We start from the raw sequence: 20,046 nt of genomic DNA on the forward strand, positions 1-20,046 counted from the left end.
AGATCGAAGTTCTTACTTCACAGAAATGCTGTGGAGCGAGAACTTCCGGAAACGGCTTTCTTTTGCATCGGTAGAAGTATAGTATGTACCGGCAGCCATAACCAGGAAAGCCAATACAAAGCTCAGATGGGGAACTTCCCGGAAAATGATCAATGAAAGGAATACTCCGATAAATGGCGAAATAGAGTAATATGCGCTGGTTTTTGCCGCTCCCAGGCTTCTTTGGGCATATACATAGCAGAATATACTTAAGCCATATGACACAAAACCTAAAATTAGGGTGAAGAAAATATAAAGGGCAGGGATACCATTTTCATGAAGCAGAAAAGAAAGCAGTAACGAACCTGTACCGGAACCAAAACCTTTGAGGATTACAACTTTCAGTGGGCTGTTTTTCGAAAGCATACGGGTACAATTATTTTCAAATCCCCAGCATACACACGCTCCCAGTACAAAAAGAGAGCTATAGGAGAAAGAAAGGCTTCCCGGTTCAGGAAGAGATAAAATCAGGCTGGAGAGAGTAATCAATCCGATACCGAACCAGAGGCGACCTGTGATTTTTTCCCGGAATAAGGTAAAAGCGATCAGGGAAGTGGCTACAATCTCAAAATTATTTAAAAGAGATACATTGGCGGCGGAGGCTTTCGACAACCCCGTCATTAATAAAAATGGAGCCGCAATATCTAATAAAATCATACCTGCAATATAAGGAAAATCCCGTTTTATAAAGGGCGTGTCTTTCGATATGGGAACAACCTTTTTCTGAATCAGGTTAATGGATGCCATACCAATCCCGGCGCCCAGATAGAGCAGGGATGCCATGAGTGCAGGCGGTATTTCTGATAACAGAAGTTTAGAAATCGGAGAACTTATGGAATAAAGAACAGCCGCAGCAATTGCGCTTAATACAGCAATATGTTTTTTAATTTTTTTTTTTTCATAATCGGCACATCCTTTCTATACATATCCCCTATGGGGGGATATGTATATTATAGCACCGCAGCACAATGAATACAAGGGTCTGGAATATAAATTTTAGCATCCGCCCTGTTATTTGTACCTATCTAAATGATAAACAAAGGATGTTTTAATTCTCCTGAATTCTGGGGAATTAAAACATCCTTTAGATAAGAAAGCAATGTTGGGGTTTAGCTGAGAAGGGGACGCTTTGTAGATGTAGGTAGTGTACGGAAAGAGAAGGGGACGGACCAGGACATTGGTTTGGAAGGCTTACCGCAGAACTGGCATTTCCTAACCTTCCCGGAGCACTTTTTGGCGGCACGCGGGCATTCGCTCCGAAATCCTGATGCATTTTGCAGCTCACTGCCCGCTTACAATCCGATGGGAGAAGTACTGCATTTTGCAATGCAGTACTTCTCCCATCGGATTGTATCCGCCAAAAAGCACACCGGGAAGGTAAGTAAATGCTCAGCTCTGCTATACGCCTCCCAAACCAATGTCCTGGTCCGCCCCCTTCTCTTTCCGAGATAGCATTCGTTGATACAAAGCTGGTTTTCTCAGTATGATGGGACCCCGGGGTTGTGGCATGCCAGTTTCCCACACCCATCTTTCTGTACACTACCCATCATTTACAAAGCGTCCCTTTCCTAGCTAAACCCAAATTGTACCTTGTCTATTTTTCATTTAAAGTCATCATAATATGATTGATAAATAAATCCCGGATACTTGCATATTCGCCCAGGCCTTTTAATACACATTCAACGGTATAGCCGGCTTCTTTTAACTGGCAGTACCAGGATTCAGGATCATCTCCTGCCATATCATTTCTTGCATGATCACCTGCCACGATCATGAATGGTGCCAAAACAACTTTTTTCGGTCTCTTTGCCGCAATCATTTTTAAGATAGAAGACATGGAAGGATAGGCTTCCACAGTACCCAGGTATATATTTTGATGTCCATAATCCTTAAATGCATAATCCAGAGCGGCATAGATAGCATTGGCATAATGTGTTGTTCCGTGTCCCATCATAACCAGTACTTCATCTTCGGAAAGAGAAGAGAATTCACCTGCAATCGCCTGTATCACAGTCTGATTATCTTCTTCCGTAGTAAGAAGCGGATTCCCAAACCGTATGGAATGAAATGATTCCTGGTAAGACAGAGCATCTTCCTGCATCAGATCATTTTCAATTCCGTTGATTACATGAGTGGGCTGAACGACAACATCGGTAATCCCGTCTGCTTTCATCTGTTCCATGGCTTCTTTTACATTGTTGATGTGGATGCCATCCCTTTTTTTAATCTTCGCTAAAATCATTTTACTTGTCCAGGCACGGTAAATTTTAAATTCCGGAAAAGCAGCCTGGATAGAATTTTCAATAGCATCAATGGTTACTTTCCTGGTTTCATCATAGCTGGTTCCGAAGCTAACTACCAGAATTGCCTGTTTTTTGTTCGTGTCTTCCAATTTCGTTCCTCCATAGTGTGGTTTTGTACTTATTTTTTCAATATAGCCTTCCAGTGTGGATAGGCTTTTTGGCAGTGGGAGAGAGGGGAGAAGAACTCCCTTCTTACATAGGCTTTCAAATAGCTGAATTGCAGCCGGCTGTTCCAGATTCGTCTGGTGAAGGATGGATTTATTGACGAAGACTTCTTCCGGAGCGCCTTCCATATAAACAGTACCATCTTTAAACAACACCACGTCATCAGCCCATTTTAGTGCAAAATCCACATCGTGGGTGGAAATAATGACCGTAATTCCCTGATTGGTTAATTTATCGATGATCTGGTTAACCAGAGTCGTATGTTTGGGGTCAAGTGCAGCAGCCGGTTCGTCAAATATAATAACATCCGGGTGCATAACCAGAATGTCTGCAATCGAAACCTGTTTTTTCTGTCCGCCACTTAACGCATGGGTAGGCTTGCTGCGAAAAGGGGTGATCTCAAGGTGGTCAATAACTTCTTCCACTTCTTTTTTAGCGGTTTGCTCATCAACACCTAGATTAAGGATGCCAAAAGAAATTTCCTGGTATACGCTGGCGGAGAACAGCTGATTATCCGGATCCTGAAATACGATGCCTACCTTACTTCGAAGACTTAACAGACCTTTGCGGCTGTAGTCATAGGGCGATCCATAGAAGTACATTGTTCCGCTTTGCGGGCGGTGTATGCCGTTCAGACACAGAAAAAAAGTGGATTTACCGGAACCATTTGCCCCCATAAATGCGATTTTTCTTCCTTTTCGAATTTCTAGGTTGATTCCTTTCAATGCCTGATTGCCATCTTCATAGGCATAACATACGTTTTCAGCTTTAAGGATAATATCATTCATAAGTTTTCTCCTCTATATATGTAATCCGCAGATACGCAGTATCACGGATATGATAATCAAAGTCAGTTCAAATACGATCAAATAAATAATATGTTTTTTCTTTGCAGGATAATTTTCTTCCAGTACATGGATTGTACCGTCATAACAGCGGGACTCCATTGCATCAAATAAAAAGGAAGATTTTTTGAAAGCACGGATAAATAATGCTGAGATCAGGTTGCCCATAGATCTGCAGGATGTTTTTAAATTTACATTTCCAAGACGGGAGCGCTGTGCACAGGTCAGGGAGTCGGCGATATCTAATAATACGAAAATAAACCGGTAAATGAGCAGCATCAGCTCTATTAATAGTTCAGGACAATGGATTTTACGAAAAACCGTCAGAATGTCTGTAATGGGTGTGGAAAGGGATAAAAAATACAAACAGGAAACACTTGCCAAAGCAGTAAGAATCAACTGTGTCGCAAATAGCAGGGAAGACCGGCTGCTTGTGATAAAGATATTCCCCACCGGAATAGCAAATGCTGAGAGTGGGGTTTTTGAAAAGTTGATAATAATGGCGATGGTGCTTAAAAATAAAAAGATAAGCGGTATTCGCATCAGCCTGATATAATGGGAAGGGGATATCCCGCCAACGTGTATGGTGAGATATCCCATTGCAAATAAAATGCAGACAGAAAGTGCAATCGAACGATCTATTACACAAAACAGAAGTGTAATTATTGCAAGAGCTGTTTTAACTGAAGCATTTGTGTACCTTAATTTTGAAGTATAACATAGCTTATCGATGATAATCATTTTATTAACCTTCCCAATATGTAGTATTTAGGAGAACCCAGTAATTTAAGCTTTGGCCTTTTTTGCTTTACTCAAAGTTCCTTTGCTCTCTTCTTCTTTTTTGGCATGCTTTGTGCGTTCACGCAGCATACCGATGCAATAACCGAATACACCTGCGCCAAGAGCAGCCTGCAGACAGAAGAGAAGACTTTCTGTTTCTCCGCCCGGTGGCTCTAAAAGAGGAGATGCCCAAGGCTGATAATTAGGGTCAATCTGAGTGATTGCTTCTTCAGCAGCGCCATCAGCACCGCCGAATTCTGAGTCCTTATTTAATGCCAGAGGTACTACGGCGATCAATACACAGATTAAAAGCAGGATAATGACTGTTTTTCCTTTACCGCCCATTAACCACACCTCCTTTGAAATAACCAAGATCTGTTAATTCAGATTTGGCATAAGATTCCAGACCAATCATAACGACAGCTGTAATAATACCTTCGATAATAGCAAGTGGAACCTGAGTAACAGCGAAAATACCCATGAACTTCGTAAGGGAAGCCATAAATCCGCCAACCTCCGAAGGGTACGCAATTGCCAGCTGGAAGGATGTAATCATATAAGTAAATAAATCTCCAAGGCATGCTGCCAGGAATACGGATACCAATTTATTTACGTTAAACTTCCGGCACAGTTTGTAGATACCAAATGCCAGGAAAGGACCTGCGATTGCCATAGAAAAAGTATTGGCGCCTAATGTGGTAAGGCCGCCATGTGCCAGCAGAATCGCCTGGAATAATAAGACGATGATACCAATGATACTCATAGCGCTTGGTCCAAATAAGATAGCTCCCAGTCCTGTTCCGGTTGGATGAGAACTGCTTCCTGTTACGGATGGAATCTTTAAAGATGATAATACAAATGCAAATGCGCCTGCAATCGCAAGGATTACTAACACTTTGCGGTGTTCAGCAAGGGTTTTTTTAATGGAAAAAAATCCTGCTACTAAAAAAGGAACACATAACACACCCCAGATAATACAGTATGTAGGTGCGAGGTACCCCTCCATAATGTGCATTGCATTAGCAACAGGAGCAATACCAAAAGCTAATGCAAATGCGCCGGCTAAAACAACCAGTTTTCTTTGTTTCAAACTCATTCTTCTTTCCTCCTACATAAAAAAATCGCCTGATCTTCAAATTAGTTTAGAAGATAGGCGTATGGTCAGAAAATCTTGAAGACGGGCATAGATATCTATGGACATCGACAAAATAATCTGGGCACACCTAGCCATCGTTCGTAACTATGTGTAAATCTCTTATCGCAGGCAGGTCTTCTGACTCAGGCGTTAACATATCAGTTCGTCTTCCCATTCTCTAACAGTGACATTATGAACGAATACTATTCCTATACAGCGGCGCGACCGTGCGGGCATTTCACCCGACTTTCCTATTCTCTGCTTATAAAGCAGCACCTGTCGATATTCAATTATGACAAAATTTTACCATGTACAGTTATAAAAGTCAATAAAATATCTTGACTTTTCCGGCAGATAAAGCCAGTAAAATGAAGAAAAAATACGATGAAGCTGCGCAGTAAATGTCTGCCACTTTTTGTTGTATGGTTATTTATCGGATATATGTCTGCTTAAAGCAACATACCGCAGAACAAACAATAAATATGCAATATGAGATATATAAAAATAAAACTATTGCAATTATGAAAAATATGTGATATAATAAGCTGCAAGCGGAAAGAAACCATATCCTACACCACGAATCACCTGCCCACAGGGCAGTCAAAGATCATAAATCAAGTAGATTTCTCTACGAATATTTCCAATTTGCCAAAATTGAATTCAATTCTAAAACAATATTTGTATGCATGTATGTTAATTCATAAATCAGGATGTGCTTTTCTTAAATATAACCGCTGTATTTTGAAAGTCAGAAGGGAGGGACAAGCGATGAATCAAATGCTTATCATTTTTATGATAGGCGGTTAAGAAAAAGTGGCCGTACCGGTTTTCCTGTACGGCTATTTATCCATGAGGAATTTTACGGGATTTTGTATCCTGTTTTATATAGAAAAAGGTACGGAATGGATTGTATATTTTTAAATTTATTGTTTGATTTTGTAAAATGTTGTGCTATGATGATTAAAGATTGTTACTATTCAATTACAAATTGTTAGAAAATTAGTATGAAAGACTTAAGAAAAAGAATGTTGAGGAATGTTTTATGGGGATTCAGATGATAGGTATTGACCACAGCAGGGCAGTATTGGATGTACGGACAATTTTTTCTTTTACAAAAAAGAGTACCGCCCAGGCTTTCGGGGAACTGAAAAAAATTGAAGGCATACAGGGGAGTATTATTATTTCTACCTGTAACCGAATGGAATTATGGGTGAGCTGCCTGGAAGATTTTAAAGGTTCTTTGTATGAGATTTTGTGTGAGATACGCCAGGTGCCTAAGGAGTTGTACCGGGAATACTTTGTGGAGCGTCGGGAAGAGGAGGCGGTACGGCATTTGTTCGAGGTATCCTGCGGGCTGAAATCCAAAATTTTAGGCGAAGACCAGATCATAACCCAGGTAAAGGATGCGCTTTCTTTTGCCAGAGAACACTATGCCACCGATAATGTCCTTGAAATATTGTTCCGCATGGCGGTTACAGCAGCAAAAAAGGTGAAGACCAATGTGACGATGTCTACTGCTAACCAATCCGTGATTCATCAGGCGATAGAAGTATTGAAAAAGGAAGGATATACATTTCGTGGTAAGAAATGCATGGTCATTGGGAATGGCGAGATGGGAAAGCTGACGGCCACGGTAATGTGTCAGGAAGGTGCTGATGTAACGGTTACCGTAAGGCAGTATCGCAGCGGTATCGTAGAAATTCCACATGGCTGCAGGAGAATTGATTACGGAGAACGTATGTCCCTGTTTGGAGAGTGTGACTATGTCGTCAGCGCAACAGCAAGTCCTAACTATACACTAAAAGAACATTGTGTCAGGGAGGCGGACGTCTGTCATGATATGGTGCTGATTGATCTGGCAGTACCAAGGGATATTGAGCCGTCAGCCAGAGAGCTTCCCCATATAAAGTTATATGATATTGATTATTTTCATATAGATATGCAGAATGAGAAATTAAAAAAGAATATCGAAGATGCCAGAATGATTCTGCAGGGTCAGATCAATGAATTTTTTGAATGGTATGAATGCAGGGACATGATTCCCAAAATTCAGGATATCAGGAACAGTGCCGTAATTGATTTGAAGCTACGCATCCAGAAGATTTTAAAAGATCTGCCGGTGGAGCGGGATATTCAGACTAGTTTACAGGAAAGCATTGAGTCTGCGGCAGGGAAAGTGGTGAATAAAATGATGTTCGGACTGCGGGATGAAGTCAGTAAAGAAACCTTCCGGGAATGCGTGGAAGGATTAAATAAAGTATATGAAAGCTAGAGGGGAAAGTAATATGGGCAGAAGTATATGTATCGGCAGCAGGGAGAGCAGGCTTGCTGTAATACAGACGGAGATGGTTATGGAGCATATCAAAAATAACCATCCGGAAATAGAAGTGGAAATGCTGACGATGAAGACCACGGGGGATATTATTCTGGATAAAACCCTGGATAAAATCGGCGGCAAAGGTTTATTCGTAAAAGAACTGGACAAAGCGCTTTTGGATCGAAGAAGTGATATGTCTGTTCACAGTTTAAAAGACATGCCGATGGAAGTGCCGGATGAACTGCCAATCGTAGCTTATTCGAAAAGGGAAGATCCAAGAGATGTGCTGGTACTGCCAAAAGGCGCTGCGCAGTGGGATTCTTCTCTTCCGATAGGATGTTCCAGCCTGCGCAGAATCCTGCAGATGAAAGAAATATTTCCAAATGCGCAGTTTAAGACCGTACGCGGGAATGTTCTGACGCGCCTGAAAAAACTGGATGATGGAGAATACAGTGCACTTCTTCTGGCAGCAGCCGGTCTTAAGAGGCTGGGATTGGAAGAGCGTATCAGCCGGTATTTTGAGCCGGAGGAGATGATGCCTGCAGCAGGTCAGGGGATCCTGGCAATTCAGGGAAGAGCCGGAGAAGACTACGGATTTTTAAAAGATTATGCAGATGAACAAGCCGGTTACGCAGCAGAGGCAGAACGGGCTTTTGTAAGAGAATTAAACGGGGGATGCAGTTCTCCGGTAGCAGCACATGCAGTTGTAAAAGAAGGAAAAATTACCCTGACAGGGCTTTATTATGATGAAGAATCAAATACTTATATCAAGGGCAGCAAAGTAGAGACTGTCTCAAATGCCGCGAAAGCGGGAGCAGCTTTGGCAAGGGAATTGCGGGAGCAATACAGAAAGGAAGGCAACTGATATGGCAGGAAAAGTTTGGCTGGTTGGCGCAGGGCCATCCGACCCGGGATTATTTACAATAAAAGGAAAACGGGTATTAGAAGAGGCGGAGGTAGTCGTATACGATGCACTGGTTGGACAGGGCGTGCTGGGGATGATACCCTCATCTGCAAAACTGATCGACGTTGGTAAACGTGCAAATCGTCATACCATGCCTCAGGAAGAAATAAATCAGGTTTTGGTAAAAGAGGCATTAGGCGGAAAAAAGGTTGTACGACTGAAGGGGGGAGATCCCTTTTTATTTGGACGGGGCGGAGAAGAACTGGAATTGCTGAAAAAGAATGGCATTCCATATGAAGTGGTTCCTGGTGTTACAAGTGCATTGTCGGTTCCTGCATATAATGGAATTCCAGTAACCCATAGAGATTTTTGTTCCTCGTTACATATTATTACAGGTCATAAACGACAGGGGCAGCCATATGATATAGACTTTGAAGCACTGGTAAGAACCAGGGGAACTTTAGTATTTCTCATGGGAGTAAGTTCTCTGGGAGATATTTGCCGGGGGCTTATGGATGCCGGAATGAATGGGGATATGCCGGCGGCTATTTTACAAAAGGGAACTACTGCCAGACAAAAACGGATTGTAGCTACGGTATCTGATTTGGAGAAAGAAGTAGAGCTTCAGGGAATCGAAACGCCTGCAATTATAGTAGTAGGCAAAGTATGTGCATTGGCAGACGAATTTTCCTGGTTCGAAGATCTTCCGCTGGCAGGCAATAAGATTCTGGTAACGAGGCCAAAGCAGTTAATGTCTGTTATGAGCGAGAAACTTCGTAAAAAAGGAGCAGAGGTATTAGAACTTCCTGCTATACGCACGGAACCTGTCCGTACAAATGAGAAACTGAAAAAATGTCTTCGGGACATGAAGCAGTATCAATGGGTGGTTTTTACCAGTCCTACCGGAGTACAGGTGTTTTTTGACAAATTAAAGGAAGAAAAGATAGATATCCGAAGTCTGGCAGAGACGAAAATTGCAGTTATCGGGCAGGGAACCGGAAAAGCACTTGAAGACCGGGGCTTTTATGCAGACCTCATGCCGGAAATCTATGATGGAAAAACGCTGGGAGCTGCCTTGGCAAAAGAATGTACCGGAACAGAGAAAATTCTGATACCAAGAGCCAGAATGGGCAGTCAGGAATTACTGGCTGAGTTAAAAACGGTAAAGGGAGTTCAGATTCAGGATGTGGCAACCTATGACACGGTTTATGAAACCCAGGAACTGATCGATGAACAAAAAGAATTTAAGCAGGGTAATATAGACTATGCAGTCTTCACCAGTGCGTCAACGGTCAGAGGATTTTCTCAGGCGGTCAAAAATATCGATTACACCAAGGTAAAGGCAGTATGTATTGGAAAGCAGACCGCGGCAGCTGCAGCTGAACTTGGGATGCAGACTGCAGTAGCCAGAATGGCAACAATGGACAGTGTAGTGGAGTGTCTGGAAGAGCTTTGTTCGACAGAGCGTGTTTAAAAAATACCGTATTGCATCAATATTTATAAATCAGAAAGAAGAGATTATAAAATGGATATGTTAATCAGGCCAAGAAGAATCAGAGGAAATGAAGTATTAAGAAAGATGGTGCGCGAAACCAGGATGGATAAATCATCCTTGGTTTATCCGATCTTTATACGGGAAGGGGAACAGATAGAAGAAGAAATTCCCTCCATGGAAGGACAGTATCGCTATAGTGTGGACCGTATGAATTTTCAACTGGAACGATTGAATAATGCCGGGGTAAAAAGTGTGATGTTTTTTGGCATCCCGGATGAAAAAGATGAAGTGGGAAGTGGAGCCTATGATGAAAATGGGATTGTGCAGAAGGCGCTGCGGGAAGCCAGGAAAAACTTTCCGGATATGTATCTGATCACAGATGTCTGTATGTGTGAATATACTTCCCATGGCCACTGCGGTGTTCTCCGGGGGCAGGATGTGGATAACGATGCAACGCTTAAGCTTTTGGCAGATACAGCGCTGTCCCATGTTGAAGCAGGAGCCGATATGGTAGCGCCTTCAGACATGATGGATGGAAGGGTGCGTGCCATACGTGAAATGCTGGATCGAGCCGGGCACCTGAATACCCCCATAATGTCATATGCGGTAAAGTATGCCTCTGCATTTTATGGGCCGTTCCGGGATGCAGCCGGTTCTGCTCCATCTTTTGGTGACCGCAAAACATACCAGATGGATTTCCATAACCGGAAAGAAGGAATCAAGGAAGCGCTTCTGGATATAGAGGAAGGTGCGGATATTATTATGGTAAAACCTGCAATGTCTTATCTGGACATGATATCGGAAGTTTCTAAAATAGTGAATGTACCGGTAGCAAGTTACAGTGTCAGCGGGGAGTATGCAATGGTAAAGGCTGCTGCTAAAATGGGATTTATCGATGAAGAAAAGATTATCCAGGAGATGGCAGTCAGCGCGTATCGTGCAGGAAGTGATATTTATATTACATATTTTGCTAAGGAACTGGCGAAAATGATGGATGAAGGGAGAATAGGCTAATGACAAAATCAGAATCTCTTTTTAATGAAGCCGTAAATTTTATTCCGGGCGGAGTGAACAGCCCTGTGCGGGCATTCGGTTCTATCGGGGAGGCACCACGATTTATTGAGCGTGCAGACGGTGCATATATGACAGATGTGGATGGCAACAAGTATCTGGATTACGTTTGTTCCTGGGGACCAATGATCCTAGGACATAATCACCCGGAAATTCTGAAAAGTGTTCTGGATGCCTGTAAGGATGGTTTGAGTTTTGGCGCTGCAACCCGCAAGGAAGTAGAAATGGCAGAACTGATCTGCGAGATTGTGCCTTCGATTGAAATGGTGCGTATGGTAAACTCGGGGACAGAAGCCGTAATGAGTGCAGTTCGTACAGCAAGAGGATACACCGGCCGAAATAAAATTGTAAAGTTTACGGGATGCTATCATGGACATTCTGATGCTATGCTGGTAAAAGCAGGATCCGGGGTCATGACAAGCGGTGTTCCGGACAGTGCGGGTGTTCCAGCAGGTTGCACGGAAGATACTCTTTCTGCAATTTATAATGATTTGGAAAGCGTAAAAGCTTTATTCCAGGAGATGGGTAAAGATATTGCTGCTATCATTGTGGAACCGGTAGGAGCCAATATGGGCGTTGTACCCCCATCAGAAGGATTTCTTAAAGGCCTTCGCGAACTGTGTGATAAATATGGCAGCCTTTTGATTTTTGATGAAGTCATCACCGGTTTCCGTCTTGCGCTGGATGGGGCACAGGGATTCTTCGGGGTAAAGCCGGATCTGACAACATTTGGAAAAATCATAGGTGCCGGTATGCCGGTTGGAGCATATGGCGGAAGAAAAGAAATTATGGAAATGGTTTCACCTGTAGGAGCTGTCTATCAGGCGGGAACATTGAGCGGAAATCCGGTGGCAATGGCAGCAGGACTGGCACAGCTTCACATCTTAAAGGATCATCCGGAAATTTATACGAATTTAAATGCCATGGGTGATTGGTTCTATGCAGAAATTGACAATATATTAAAAGAAACCAATGCAAACTGTACGATCAATCACGTAGGTTCGCTTGGATGTGTATTTTTTACAGAGAATCCGGTAGATAATTATGCTTCTGCTAAAACATCGGATACGGCAGAATTTGCCCGTTATTGTAAATATATGATGGGGCATGGGATTTATCTTGCACCTTCACAGTTTGAAGCAATGTTTTTATCAGCGGCTCATACAAAGCCTGAGTTAGAACAGACACTGGAGATTATCAAAGCTTATTTTGCAGGATAGTGCTGCATTTTCAGACACGATTTGATATAGAAAAACGCGTGCTGGAGGAAAGAAGATAATATGAAAAAAACCGTAAGCAACTGGGTGCTGGCATTGATTTATATGTTATTTATTATCTCTTGTTCGGTAATACTGACATTGAATTTCAGGCCATTGTATTATTTTGACATTGACCATCTGAATATCAGCGAGATGTCAGGCTTACCAAAAGAGGAAATAAAGGAAAATTACGATGCATTGATCGATTATAATGTCCTGCCTGGAAAAAGTGAGCTGAATTTCCCAACCCTGGCAATGTCTGAACCCGGAAGGATTCATTTTGTAGAAGTAAAACGAATCTTCGTAGCTTTTGAAGTTATCGGGATCGTAACCCTGATTTTGGGAATTGCCGGCACTATATGGAAACGTAAAAGAAAAGAATTCGGTTTCCTGAAAATTGCCGGAATCCTTACAGTTGCGGTGCCGGCTGTACTTGGAATATTTATTGCGGCAAATTGGGATAAGGCCTTTGTGACGTTTCACCACATCTTTTTTTACAATGACTATTGGATATTCGATCCGGTTAAAGATCCGGTAATTACAATTTTACCGGATACTTTTTTCCTTCATTGTGCAGTTATGATTCTCGGGGGTGTGGTACTTGGTGCCTTAATCAGTGCTTTCTGCTATCGTAAATCCCGTAAGTCATAAAGCTATTATCGAAATAAAAAACAGGAGTGTATTATGGAAAAAGAAGATATCCGGATAACGAATGCGATTGTTCATATTATGGATTCTACCATTGGAATGCCGGTTTTATCAGATGCAGTACTGGATCATGGATCCGATCTGGGTGATTTTTTGAGAAGCCATATCCATCGTATTATAACCGGAGATGAAATTAAAAACTGTAGTTTTATGAAAGATGAATCAAAAGTATATGAACTTTTAAAAGAATGGGACGACGAGAAATTCGTCTTAATCTCCCAGGAGATCGGAAAGCTTTTATATACGATTATGAATCAGAATATTGAAATTCCACCAGCTGACTTGATGGTGGTTACATATACAATAGAGCAGCACCCATATCTGGCGCTGTTGAAAATGAATTATAAAACCTCTTATACCCATATGACAAACGAAGATCCCTGGGGTAATAATAATGATATTATCAAACAAAAGGCAATTCTTCCGGGCGAAACACAAAAGCTCACAGAAGCAGCAGTCATCAATATGGAGGACTTTGCTATTTCTTTAATTGAAAAGAAATACGACGTTAATGGAGTGAAAACCAATTATTTTTCTTCTTTGTTTCTGGGGTGTAAAGGAACATTATCTTCCAAAACTAAGCTGGCGATAGTGGCAAGGGTGGTTGAGGATGTTCAGAAGAAATATTACAATGAATCCGAACAATTTGAAGTCCAGATGGAGACAAAGAGTATCATCAACCAGGAACTGGCGGAAAAAGGCAGCCTGGATATTCCGGTGGTAATGGATAAGATTTTTAAGGAGAAAGCCGAATTAAAAGAAGAAGTGCAGGAAAAGATGGAGAAGTATAATCTAACCAGCGAACCGGTTGCTCCCCAAAATCCAAATACTACTAAAAAATTTGGAAAGCAGCATCTCATGACCGATACCGGGATTGAAATTAAGATTCCAATGGAAGAGTATAATAATAAAAATGCTGTTGAGTTTATTACAAATCCGGATGGGAGTATTTCGGTTTTGATTAAGAATATTGGGAGTATTACAAGTAAATAGATCTTAACAGAGGAGAATTTTAGTGTGGTTTAGTGTCAGGTTTAAAGAATTTGAAGGGTCTTTATCACAAATAATATACTCAATCTCATCCAGATAACATAACTGGAATGCTGAGGTTCTATTTATTTTACTGCTATCGCAGAGGAATACACTACGGGAAGAATGTTTAAGCATAATAGACCGTACATGATTTTCTTCTGCGTGGCAGTCGCTGATAATACCATCGTTTGATAAAGCCTGTGAAGAAAAGAAAAAAAGATCTACATGAATGTTATTTAATAAATGTTCTACATAAGAACCTATTAATGCTGATGGGTTTTCAGGAGAAAGCAATCCGCCCGTGCTATATGCAGAAAGATGGTTCTGGGAGGCAAAGGTGAGTACTTCCAGATTATTCGAAAAAATGGTCAGGTGTTTAAAATATTTCACATATTCAGTAAGATAGAAGCAGGTACTGGAACTATCTATAAAAATTACATCATTCTCACGAATTAATTCTATCCCCTTTCTGGCAATTTGCTGTTTTTGAATTTTGTTTTCTTTGATCCGAACTGTAAAGTTGGGGACGTTGTTTGTATCATTTAGTGATTGTACGCCTCCATAACTGCGATATACCAAACCGGATTCCTCAAGTTTTTGCAGATCCCGACGTACACTGGATGTACTGATGTGCAGCTTTTGCGCAAGGTATTTCACCGTAATATAACCCTCCGACTCGATTAATTTAAGTAATTCCTGAATGCGTTCTTCCTGATACATATAAACTCCTTCCTGCACATTTCTGCGCATTTATCCCTGTTATCATGAAAATGTTTCATATTTCCCACCAATGTTGCAGATGGGTGTTATTTTATTTATACTATAGTTCTATAGCGTGTTTAAAAATTGCTTTCTGACAGGCTCTGAAGTGGAGGTGTATTATAATTATAGATAATCAGGTATATACATTTTTTGTTCAGGCATTGGGGATTTTTGGCCTTGTCTTTGGTGTGTGTTCATTTCAGTGCAATAAGAGTAAAAATATTGTAAAATTAAAGCTTTTGAATGATTTCATATTTTCAGTGCAATATCTTTTGCTAGGAGCAGTGACGGGAGCTGTTATGAATATTATCAGCTGTTTTCGAAATCTGATTTATATCAATTGCCAAAAGAAAAACAAAAATACCTATGGCTGGATGGTATTTTTTTCAGTAATTATGTTTGTTACGGGAATATTAACGTGGAATTCGCCTTTAAGTATACTTGCAATAGCGGGAAAAATAATTACAACGGTTTCTTATGGTCTCAAAGATGCCAAAAAGGTGCGTTTTTTGACATTGCCTTCAAGCATAGGGTGGCTGATTTATGACGGTTACTATCATTCTGTGGGAGGAGTCATGAACCAGTTATTGATTATCTTATCAATATTAATTAGTATTATCAGATATGATTTTTTGAAAAAAGGAAAGCTGGAGTAATGTTTATTATCTCCCGATTCCTTTTTTAGGTTAAAAATAAAACTTTAAACAATGTGTAAAATTATATTTTTTGATTCAAATTCCTTTTTCTGTTCTGGGGTAATTCCAGAGTCTGTTATAAAAATGTCTATATCATTTAAGTCGGCATAATGGTCAAACCAGGATTTTCCTATCTTTGAAGAATCAGCCAAAAGAATTACTTTATCACTGATTTCAATTAAAGCCTTTCTTATAGCAATTTCATAAGGTTGTGAACATGAAAGCCCATAAGTGGTACTTACCCCTACCGTTCCAAGGAATAATTTATTAATATGCATTTTCTTTATGGTATCTAAAATTTCATTATATTCAAAAATTTTAATATATTTATGATAGTATCCGCCAAAGATGAATAGCCTTAATTTTTCGTTATTCATTTGTATGACCCGATTCATAACCTCGAGAGAATAGGTGTAGATAATACAGGAGGTATCTTCATCAATATAATTTAGAATATTGCAGCAGGTGGTTCCGTTATCAATGGCAATGGAGTCAAAAGGTTCAACCATAGTGCTTGCAAATTGAGCAATTTTCATCTTCTCTTCGCAGTGACTGTCACGTTCTGTTTCGAATGAATAATCTTTTTTAGGAGGAATGTTATCGGTTGGGAGTGATTCACCATACTTGTTCAGTGATATTCCACCATAGTAGGTTGTTATTATATTTTTTTTTGAAAGCTCTGCTACGTCACGTCGTATCGTCATCTCTGAAACATCTAATGCAGCAGCCAGCTCTTTTGTTGTACAGGGAGATCTTTTTTCTAGAATATCTATTATTTTTGTACTTCTTTCTGTTTTTGCAGACATGTTTAACACCTCTTTTATCTTATTAATGCATTTGGCATCTATTGTTATTTTATAAAGATCATAACAAATATTTTTAAATTAGTCAATGAGTAAAATAACATAAAAATATATCAAATTAACAAAATGATATAAGAAACATAATAGAGATAACTAGAGTAATTTCAGTATGGAAAATTATGGAAGAGTATTGACATGAGGTAATTAACATGTTAAAATAACATAAATTAACAAAAAATAACAAATTAACAAAAATAGTTAACATAACAAAGGGGGATAGAAATGAATCAGGATGGGTATTTAATCGGTATTGATTCGGGTACGTCCGGGATTAAGGCAGTTGTTTTTGATCTTTTGGGAAGAGAGTTATTTGTAAAAAGAGAAACGTTAGATGGAATAACACCATATGAGAATTGGTATGAACAGGATATGGATGTGATTTGGGATAAGTGTCTGCTGTGCCTGAAAGATGTGCTTACAAAGGTAAGTGCGGAGCATATATTGGGAATTGGTATAACAGCTCAGGGAGATGGGCTTTGGATGGTGGACAAGGAAGGCTGTCCTATTCGTCCGGGTATATGTTTCTGTGATGGACGCACGGATGAGGAAATCAGAAAATGGCGGAAAGAGGGGGTATTAGAAAAGGCTTTCGAAATTTGTGGGACAGCTGTGTTTGGATCGGCAATCTGTGCGGAAATACGCTGGATGGAAAAGCATATGCCGCAGATGTTAGATAGGGCTATGGTTTTTTTCCATTTGAAAGATTGGCTGTTTTATAAATTTACAGGAAAAATATCAACAGATGATACGGATATGTCTATACCTATGTTAAATGTCAGAACAAAGAAGTATGATGATAAACTTTTTGAACTTTTTGGTTTAGAAAAATATAAAGAGAAGTTTCCATATGTTTATTCTACAAAGGATAATTGTTCATCTATTGATATTTCATTAGCAGAAGAACTTGGATTAACAGACAGTGTTATTGTTTTAGGAGGGCCGATGGATATACCGGCATGTGCACTTGCAAGTGGAGCCGTTGAGGATGGTCAGGCTGTTACAGTAATTGGGACTGCTGCCATACATTCTGTTGTCATGAATGAGCCCAGACCGGAGCCATATATGGCGGGTATGACTATTTCCCATTGTTTGCCAGACAGGTGGATAAGATTGGTTTCTTCACTGGGGGGAGCTCCTAATTTAGAGTGGTTTTTAAAAAATATGGGTGAAGAAATCCGAATTAAGGCAATTTCAGAAAATAAGGATTTATATCTATATTGCTCTGAGTTGATAGAAAAAGTACCGATAGGTTCAAACGGAATCGTATATCATCCTTACATTATGGCGGGAGGAGAGAGAGCACCATTTTTTAAAGATAATATAAAGGGTTCGTTTATGGGGATATCATACAAGACAAGAATAGAGGATATGCTGCGTTCCATATATGAAGGCATTGCTATGGCGATGGTTGACTGTTATAAAAGTGTTCCGGGTAAATTAAAAGAAATCTGTGTAAGTGGCGGCGGGGCAAAGAGCGATGTGTGGATGCAGATTTTTGCTGATGCAATGAATACAGATGTAGTTGTGAATGAAGGATCGGAATTAGGTGCAAAAGGTGCGGCAATGAATGCAGGTGTCGCTTTAGGGATTTACAAAGATTATAAAGATGCTGTCCGTATAACAGTTCATGAAAAAAAGAGATTCCGCAGCAATCCGGAAAACCATCAAAAATATTATAAACTTTATGAATTATATAAAAAAGGATATGAACTTAACATGGAATGGTGGGATATGAGAAGCAGGTTTTTAAAAGATGTGGATGTGTAAAATTCATTGAAAAATAATTTTCATAAGGAGGAAAAAACATGAGCTATAAGGAAATTAAGCAGCAGATTATTGATGCGTGTTTATGGCTTCAGGATAAAGAACTGGTGGTAGGAACCTGGGGTAACATCAGCGTCAGAGTTGAAGAAGGAATTATTCTTACACCCAGCCGGATAGATTACCGGAAGATGACGGTAGAAGATATGGTAATGATTGATTTAGAAGGAAATATTTTAGAGGGTTTTCGAAGTCCGACAACGGAACGAGAAGTACATAGGCTGATTTACAGGGCCAGACCTGATGTTAAAGCAATTGTCCATTACCATCCGAAATATGCTTCTGCTATGTGTGCAGTTGATGCAGAAATTCCTGCATTTACGGAAGAGATGACACAATTGATAGGCGGTTCTATACCAATAACACCAGAGTATATCCGTGCCGGTGAACATGAAAGGCTTGGGGCTGCTGCAGCAAAATATTTAGGACATAAAAATGCAGTAATGCTTCGCAATCATGCACCTGTTTGCTGCGGAGAAAATTTAGAAGAAGCCCTTGTCTGCTGTCAGGTTGTTGAAAAATCTGCATTATGCTACTTAGCTTTAAAAGGTGCAGATATACAGATACAATTGATACCTGAAAAAATGATTGCACTGGAAAATAAGCGGTTTAAAAATGATTACGGTCATGAATGGTAGAATGTACCATGATTCAAGCTTAAGTATATAAAATACCAAAGAAAATCTTCCAAACAAAAAAATAGAATATAAAAGATAAAATGCAGCGCCCAAATAGTTTCATTTTCTTGTAAATAGGAATCTATAAAAAGTAAGCATACTTAGGAGGAAAAAGAATGAAGAAGGTATTGGCGGTTTTAATGTCATGTTTTATGATTTTGGGTTTGGCAGCGTGCAGCAATTCGACTAATCAATCAGCACCAAAGGAGCAGGAGGGTACGAAAAGTAGCAGTGATGAAGAAAGTGCGGTATCAGACACGGGAAAAGAACTTACATTTGTAATTATTCCTAAAATTGTCCATGAATGGTTTGAAGCAGTAAATTATGGGGCGAAACAGGAAGCCCAGGCAATGTCTGATAAATTAGGAATTAAAATAACAATAGATTACCGTGCTCCCAGTACTGCTGAGATTACAGAACAAAATTCTGTTTTAGAGCAGGTAGCGGCTACAAAACCGGATGGTATTGCCATCGACCCTATTGATTATGAGGGAAGCAAACAGATTATTGAAGAAATTAAGTCTCAGGGAATTCCGGTAGTTCTCTTTGATGCGGCTGTTGAGGGTTCTGGTCTGACGGCTATAGGAAATGACTTTGCGGAACAGGCAGAATTGGAAGCAAAAAAACTTGTGGAATTGTTAAAAGAAAAGGGGAAAGTGGCGTTGATGCATGGGGTTACAACAGCACCAAATCACAGTGAGAGGTATGAGACTTTTAAGAAAGTTTTAGTGGATTACCCTGACATCGAGATAATTGATGGAGGGATTTCCCAGGATAATATTGAAATTGCACAGCAGCAGGCAGCGGCTACGATTGCGGCAAATCCTGATCTGGACGGATATTTATGTGTAGATGCGTCCGGTCCTATTGGTATTGCAGCTGCAATTAAGGAAGCTGGAAAGCAAGGTGAGATTACATTTGTTGGAGCAGAAAACCTGATGCAGATTCTAGAGTATGTAAAAGAGGGTATCATAACCTGTTCTTATTCAACAATTCCTCAGATGCAGGGAAGTATGAGCGTAATGATGCTCTTACAGGCGTATATAGGAGAGGATTTACCTGCCTTTGTAGATACGGGTATCCTGTATATTGACAAAGACAATGTAGATGAGTGGATTGATATTGCAAAAAATGCTGTAGTGAAGTAATAAAGATAGAAGTATTCATTTGTTTGA

The 20,046-nt window shown here is 40.2% G+C and carries 18 protein-coding genes, 1 pseudogene and 1 riboswitch; of the genes and pseudogenes, 11 read left to right on the plus strand and 8 right to left on the minus strand.

Translation table 11 applies throughout. The features are described 5' to 3' along the window. Window positions 1-12 precede the first annotated feature (12 nt). The 6 genes and pseudogenes from CD03_RS35430 to CD03_RS0131005 form a co-directional block, all read right to left on the minus strand. Window positions 13-927: a DMT family transporter gene (locus CD03_RS35430; protein ID WP_044289788.1), complete on the minus strand. Its 915-nt coding sequence runs from the start codon at window positions 925-927 to the stop codon at window positions 13-15. A gap of 706 nt (window positions 928-1,633) precedes the next feature. Further along, window positions 1,634-2,431, minus strand: a complete 798-nt coding sequence (locus tag CD03_RS39700; RefSeq protein ID WP_044290518.1) for a sirohydrochlorin cobaltochelatase — start codon at window positions 2,429-2,431, stop codon at window positions 1,634-1,636. Between the two features lie 264 nt (window positions 2,432-2,695). Then, window positions 2,696-3,295: pseudogene (locus CD03_RS39705) on the minus strand (energy-coupling factor ABC transporter ATP-binding protein); the annotation flags it as partial. A gap of 12 nt (window positions 3,296-3,307) precedes the next feature. Further along, window positions 3,308-4,093, minus strand: coding sequence for a cobalt ECF transporter T component CbiQ (cbiQ, locus tag CD03_RS0130995; protein WP_027296939.1), 786 nt, complete (start codon window positions 4,091-4,093; stop codon window positions 3,308-3,310). Window positions 4,094-4,138: 45 nt separating this feature from the next. Continuing rightward, window positions 4,139-4,477: an energy-coupling factor ABC transporter substrate-binding protein gene (locus CD03_RS35445; protein WP_044289789.1), complete on the minus strand. Its 339-nt coding sequence runs from the start codon at window positions 4,475-4,477 to the stop codon at window positions 4,139-4,141. Continuing rightward, on the minus strand, window positions 4,467-5,228 hold the full coding sequence (locus tag CD03_RS0131005; RefSeq protein WP_027296940.1) for an energy-coupling factor ABC transporter permease: 762 nt from the start codon (window positions 5,226-5,228) through the stop codon (window positions 4,467-4,469). Before CD03_RS0131005 ends, CD03_RS35445 begins: the two co-directional genes overlap by 11 nt. Before the next feature lie 150 nt (window positions 5,229-5,378). After that, a riboswitch (cobalamin riboswitch) is annotated at window positions 5,379-5,563 on the minus strand. Window positions 5,564-6,309: 746 nt separating this feature from the next. On the opposite strand from CD03_RS0131005, the gene hemA reads away from it, so the two are divergent. From hemA to CD03_RS0131045, 7 genes are read left to right on the plus strand one after another with little or no spacing between them, the layout of a single operon-like run. Continuing rightward, on the plus strand, window positions 6,310-7,539 hold the full coding sequence (gene hemA / locus CD03_RS0131015) for a glutamyl-tRNA reductase (protein ID WP_027296941.1): 1,230 nt from the start codon (window positions 6,310-6,312) through the stop codon (window positions 7,537-7,539). A 13-nt stretch (window positions 7,540-7,552) separates the two neighbouring features. After that, on the plus strand, window positions 7,553-8,449 hold the full coding sequence (gene hemC, locus CD03_RS0131020) for a hydroxymethylbilane synthase (protein WP_027296942.1): 897 nt from the start codon (window positions 7,553-7,555) through the stop codon (window positions 8,447-8,449). A 1-nt stretch (window position 8,450) separates the two neighbouring features. Then, on the plus strand, window positions 8,451-9,962 hold the full coding sequence (gene cobA, locus CD03_RS0131025; RefSeq protein WP_027296943.1) for a uroporphyrinogen-III C-methyltransferase: 1,512 nt from the start codon (window positions 8,451-8,453) through the stop codon (window positions 9,960-9,962). A 51-nt stretch (window positions 9,963-10,013) separates the two neighbouring features. After that, complete coding sequence (hemB, locus tag CD03_RS0131030; RefSeq protein WP_027296944.1) at window positions 10,014-10,997, plus strand: porphobilinogen synthase; 984 nt, start codon at window positions 10,014-10,016, stop codon at window positions 10,995-10,997. After that, on the plus strand, window positions 10,997-12,274 hold the full coding sequence (gene hemL / locus CD03_RS0131035; protein ID WP_027296945.1) for a glutamate-1-semialdehyde 2,1-aminomutase: 1,278 nt from the start codon (window positions 10,997-10,999) through the stop codon (window positions 12,272-12,274). The genes hemB and hemL overlap by 1 nt, the downstream gene beginning before the upstream one ends. Window positions 12,275-12,334: 60 nt before the next feature. Then, window positions 12,335-12,964, plus strand: coding sequence for a TIGR01906 family membrane protein (locus CD03_RS0131040; RefSeq protein WP_027296946.1), 630 nt, complete (start codon window positions 12,335-12,337; stop codon window positions 12,962-12,964). 33 nt (window positions 12,965-12,997) lie between these two features. Further along, entirely contained in the window at window positions 12,998-14,014 is a 1,017-nt protein-coding gene (locus CD03_RS0131045) for a nucleoid-associated protein (protein WP_027296947.1), read from the plus strand. A gap of 3 nt (window positions 14,015-14,017) precedes the next feature. Here CD03_RS0131045 and CD03_RS0131050 read toward each other — a convergent pair whose 3' ends face one another. Beyond that, window positions 14,018-14,773, minus strand: a complete 756-nt coding sequence (locus CD03_RS0131050; RefSeq protein ID WP_197041713.1) for a DeoR/GlpR family DNA-binding transcription regulator — start codon at window positions 14,771-14,773, stop codon at window positions 14,018-14,020. A 203-nt stretch (window positions 14,774-14,976) separates the two neighbouring features. Between CD03_RS0131050 and CD03_RS37540 the strand changes: the two genes are divergently transcribed. Further along, window positions 14,977-15,471 (plus strand): YgjV family protein, encoded by a 495-nt coding sequence (locus tag CD03_RS37540; protein ID WP_255348124.1) that lies wholly within the window; start codon window positions 14,977-14,979, stop codon window positions 15,469-15,471. Window positions 15,472-15,515: 44 nt separating this feature from the next. On the opposite strand, the gene CD03_RS0131060 is transcribed toward CD03_RS37540, so the two are convergent. Further along, a complete protein-coding gene (locus tag CD03_RS0131060; RefSeq protein ID WP_027296950.1) occupies window positions 15,516-16,316 on the minus strand; it encodes a DeoR/GlpR family DNA-binding transcription regulator in 801 nt (266 codons plus the stop codon). Between the two features lie 279 nt (window positions 16,317-16,595). Here CD03_RS0131060 and CD03_RS0131065 point away from each other — a divergent pair, with 279 nt between their 5' ends. From CD03_RS0131065 to CD03_RS0131075, 3 genes are all read left to right on the plus strand, one after another. Then, window positions 16,596-18,140 carry an FGGY-family carbohydrate kinase gene (locus CD03_RS0131065; protein WP_044289790.1) on the plus strand — a complete coding sequence of 515 codons (1,545 nt, stop codon included), beginning with the start codon at window positions 16,596-16,598 and terminating at the stop codon, window positions 18,138-18,140. 38 nt (window positions 18,141-18,178) lie between these two features. Continuing rightward, window positions 18,179-18,832, plus strand: a complete 654-nt coding sequence (locus CD03_RS0131070) for a class II aldolase/adducin family protein (RefSeq protein ID WP_027296952.1) — start codon at window positions 18,179-18,181, stop codon at window positions 18,830-18,832. A 155-nt stretch (window positions 18,833-18,987) separates the two neighbouring features. Beyond that, complete coding sequence (locus CD03_RS0131075) at window positions 18,988-20,019, plus strand: substrate-binding domain-containing protein (RefSeq protein WP_027296953.1); 1,032 nt, start codon at window positions 18,988-18,990, stop codon at window positions 20,017-20,019. Window positions 20,020-20,046: the final 27 nt, after the last annotated feature.

This window comes from Robinsoniella sp. KNHs210, assembly GCF_000686105.1.
GTDB classification, from domain to species: domain Bacteria; phylum Bacillota; class Clostridia; order Lachnospirales; family Lachnospiraceae; genus Robinsoniella; species Robinsoniella peoriensis.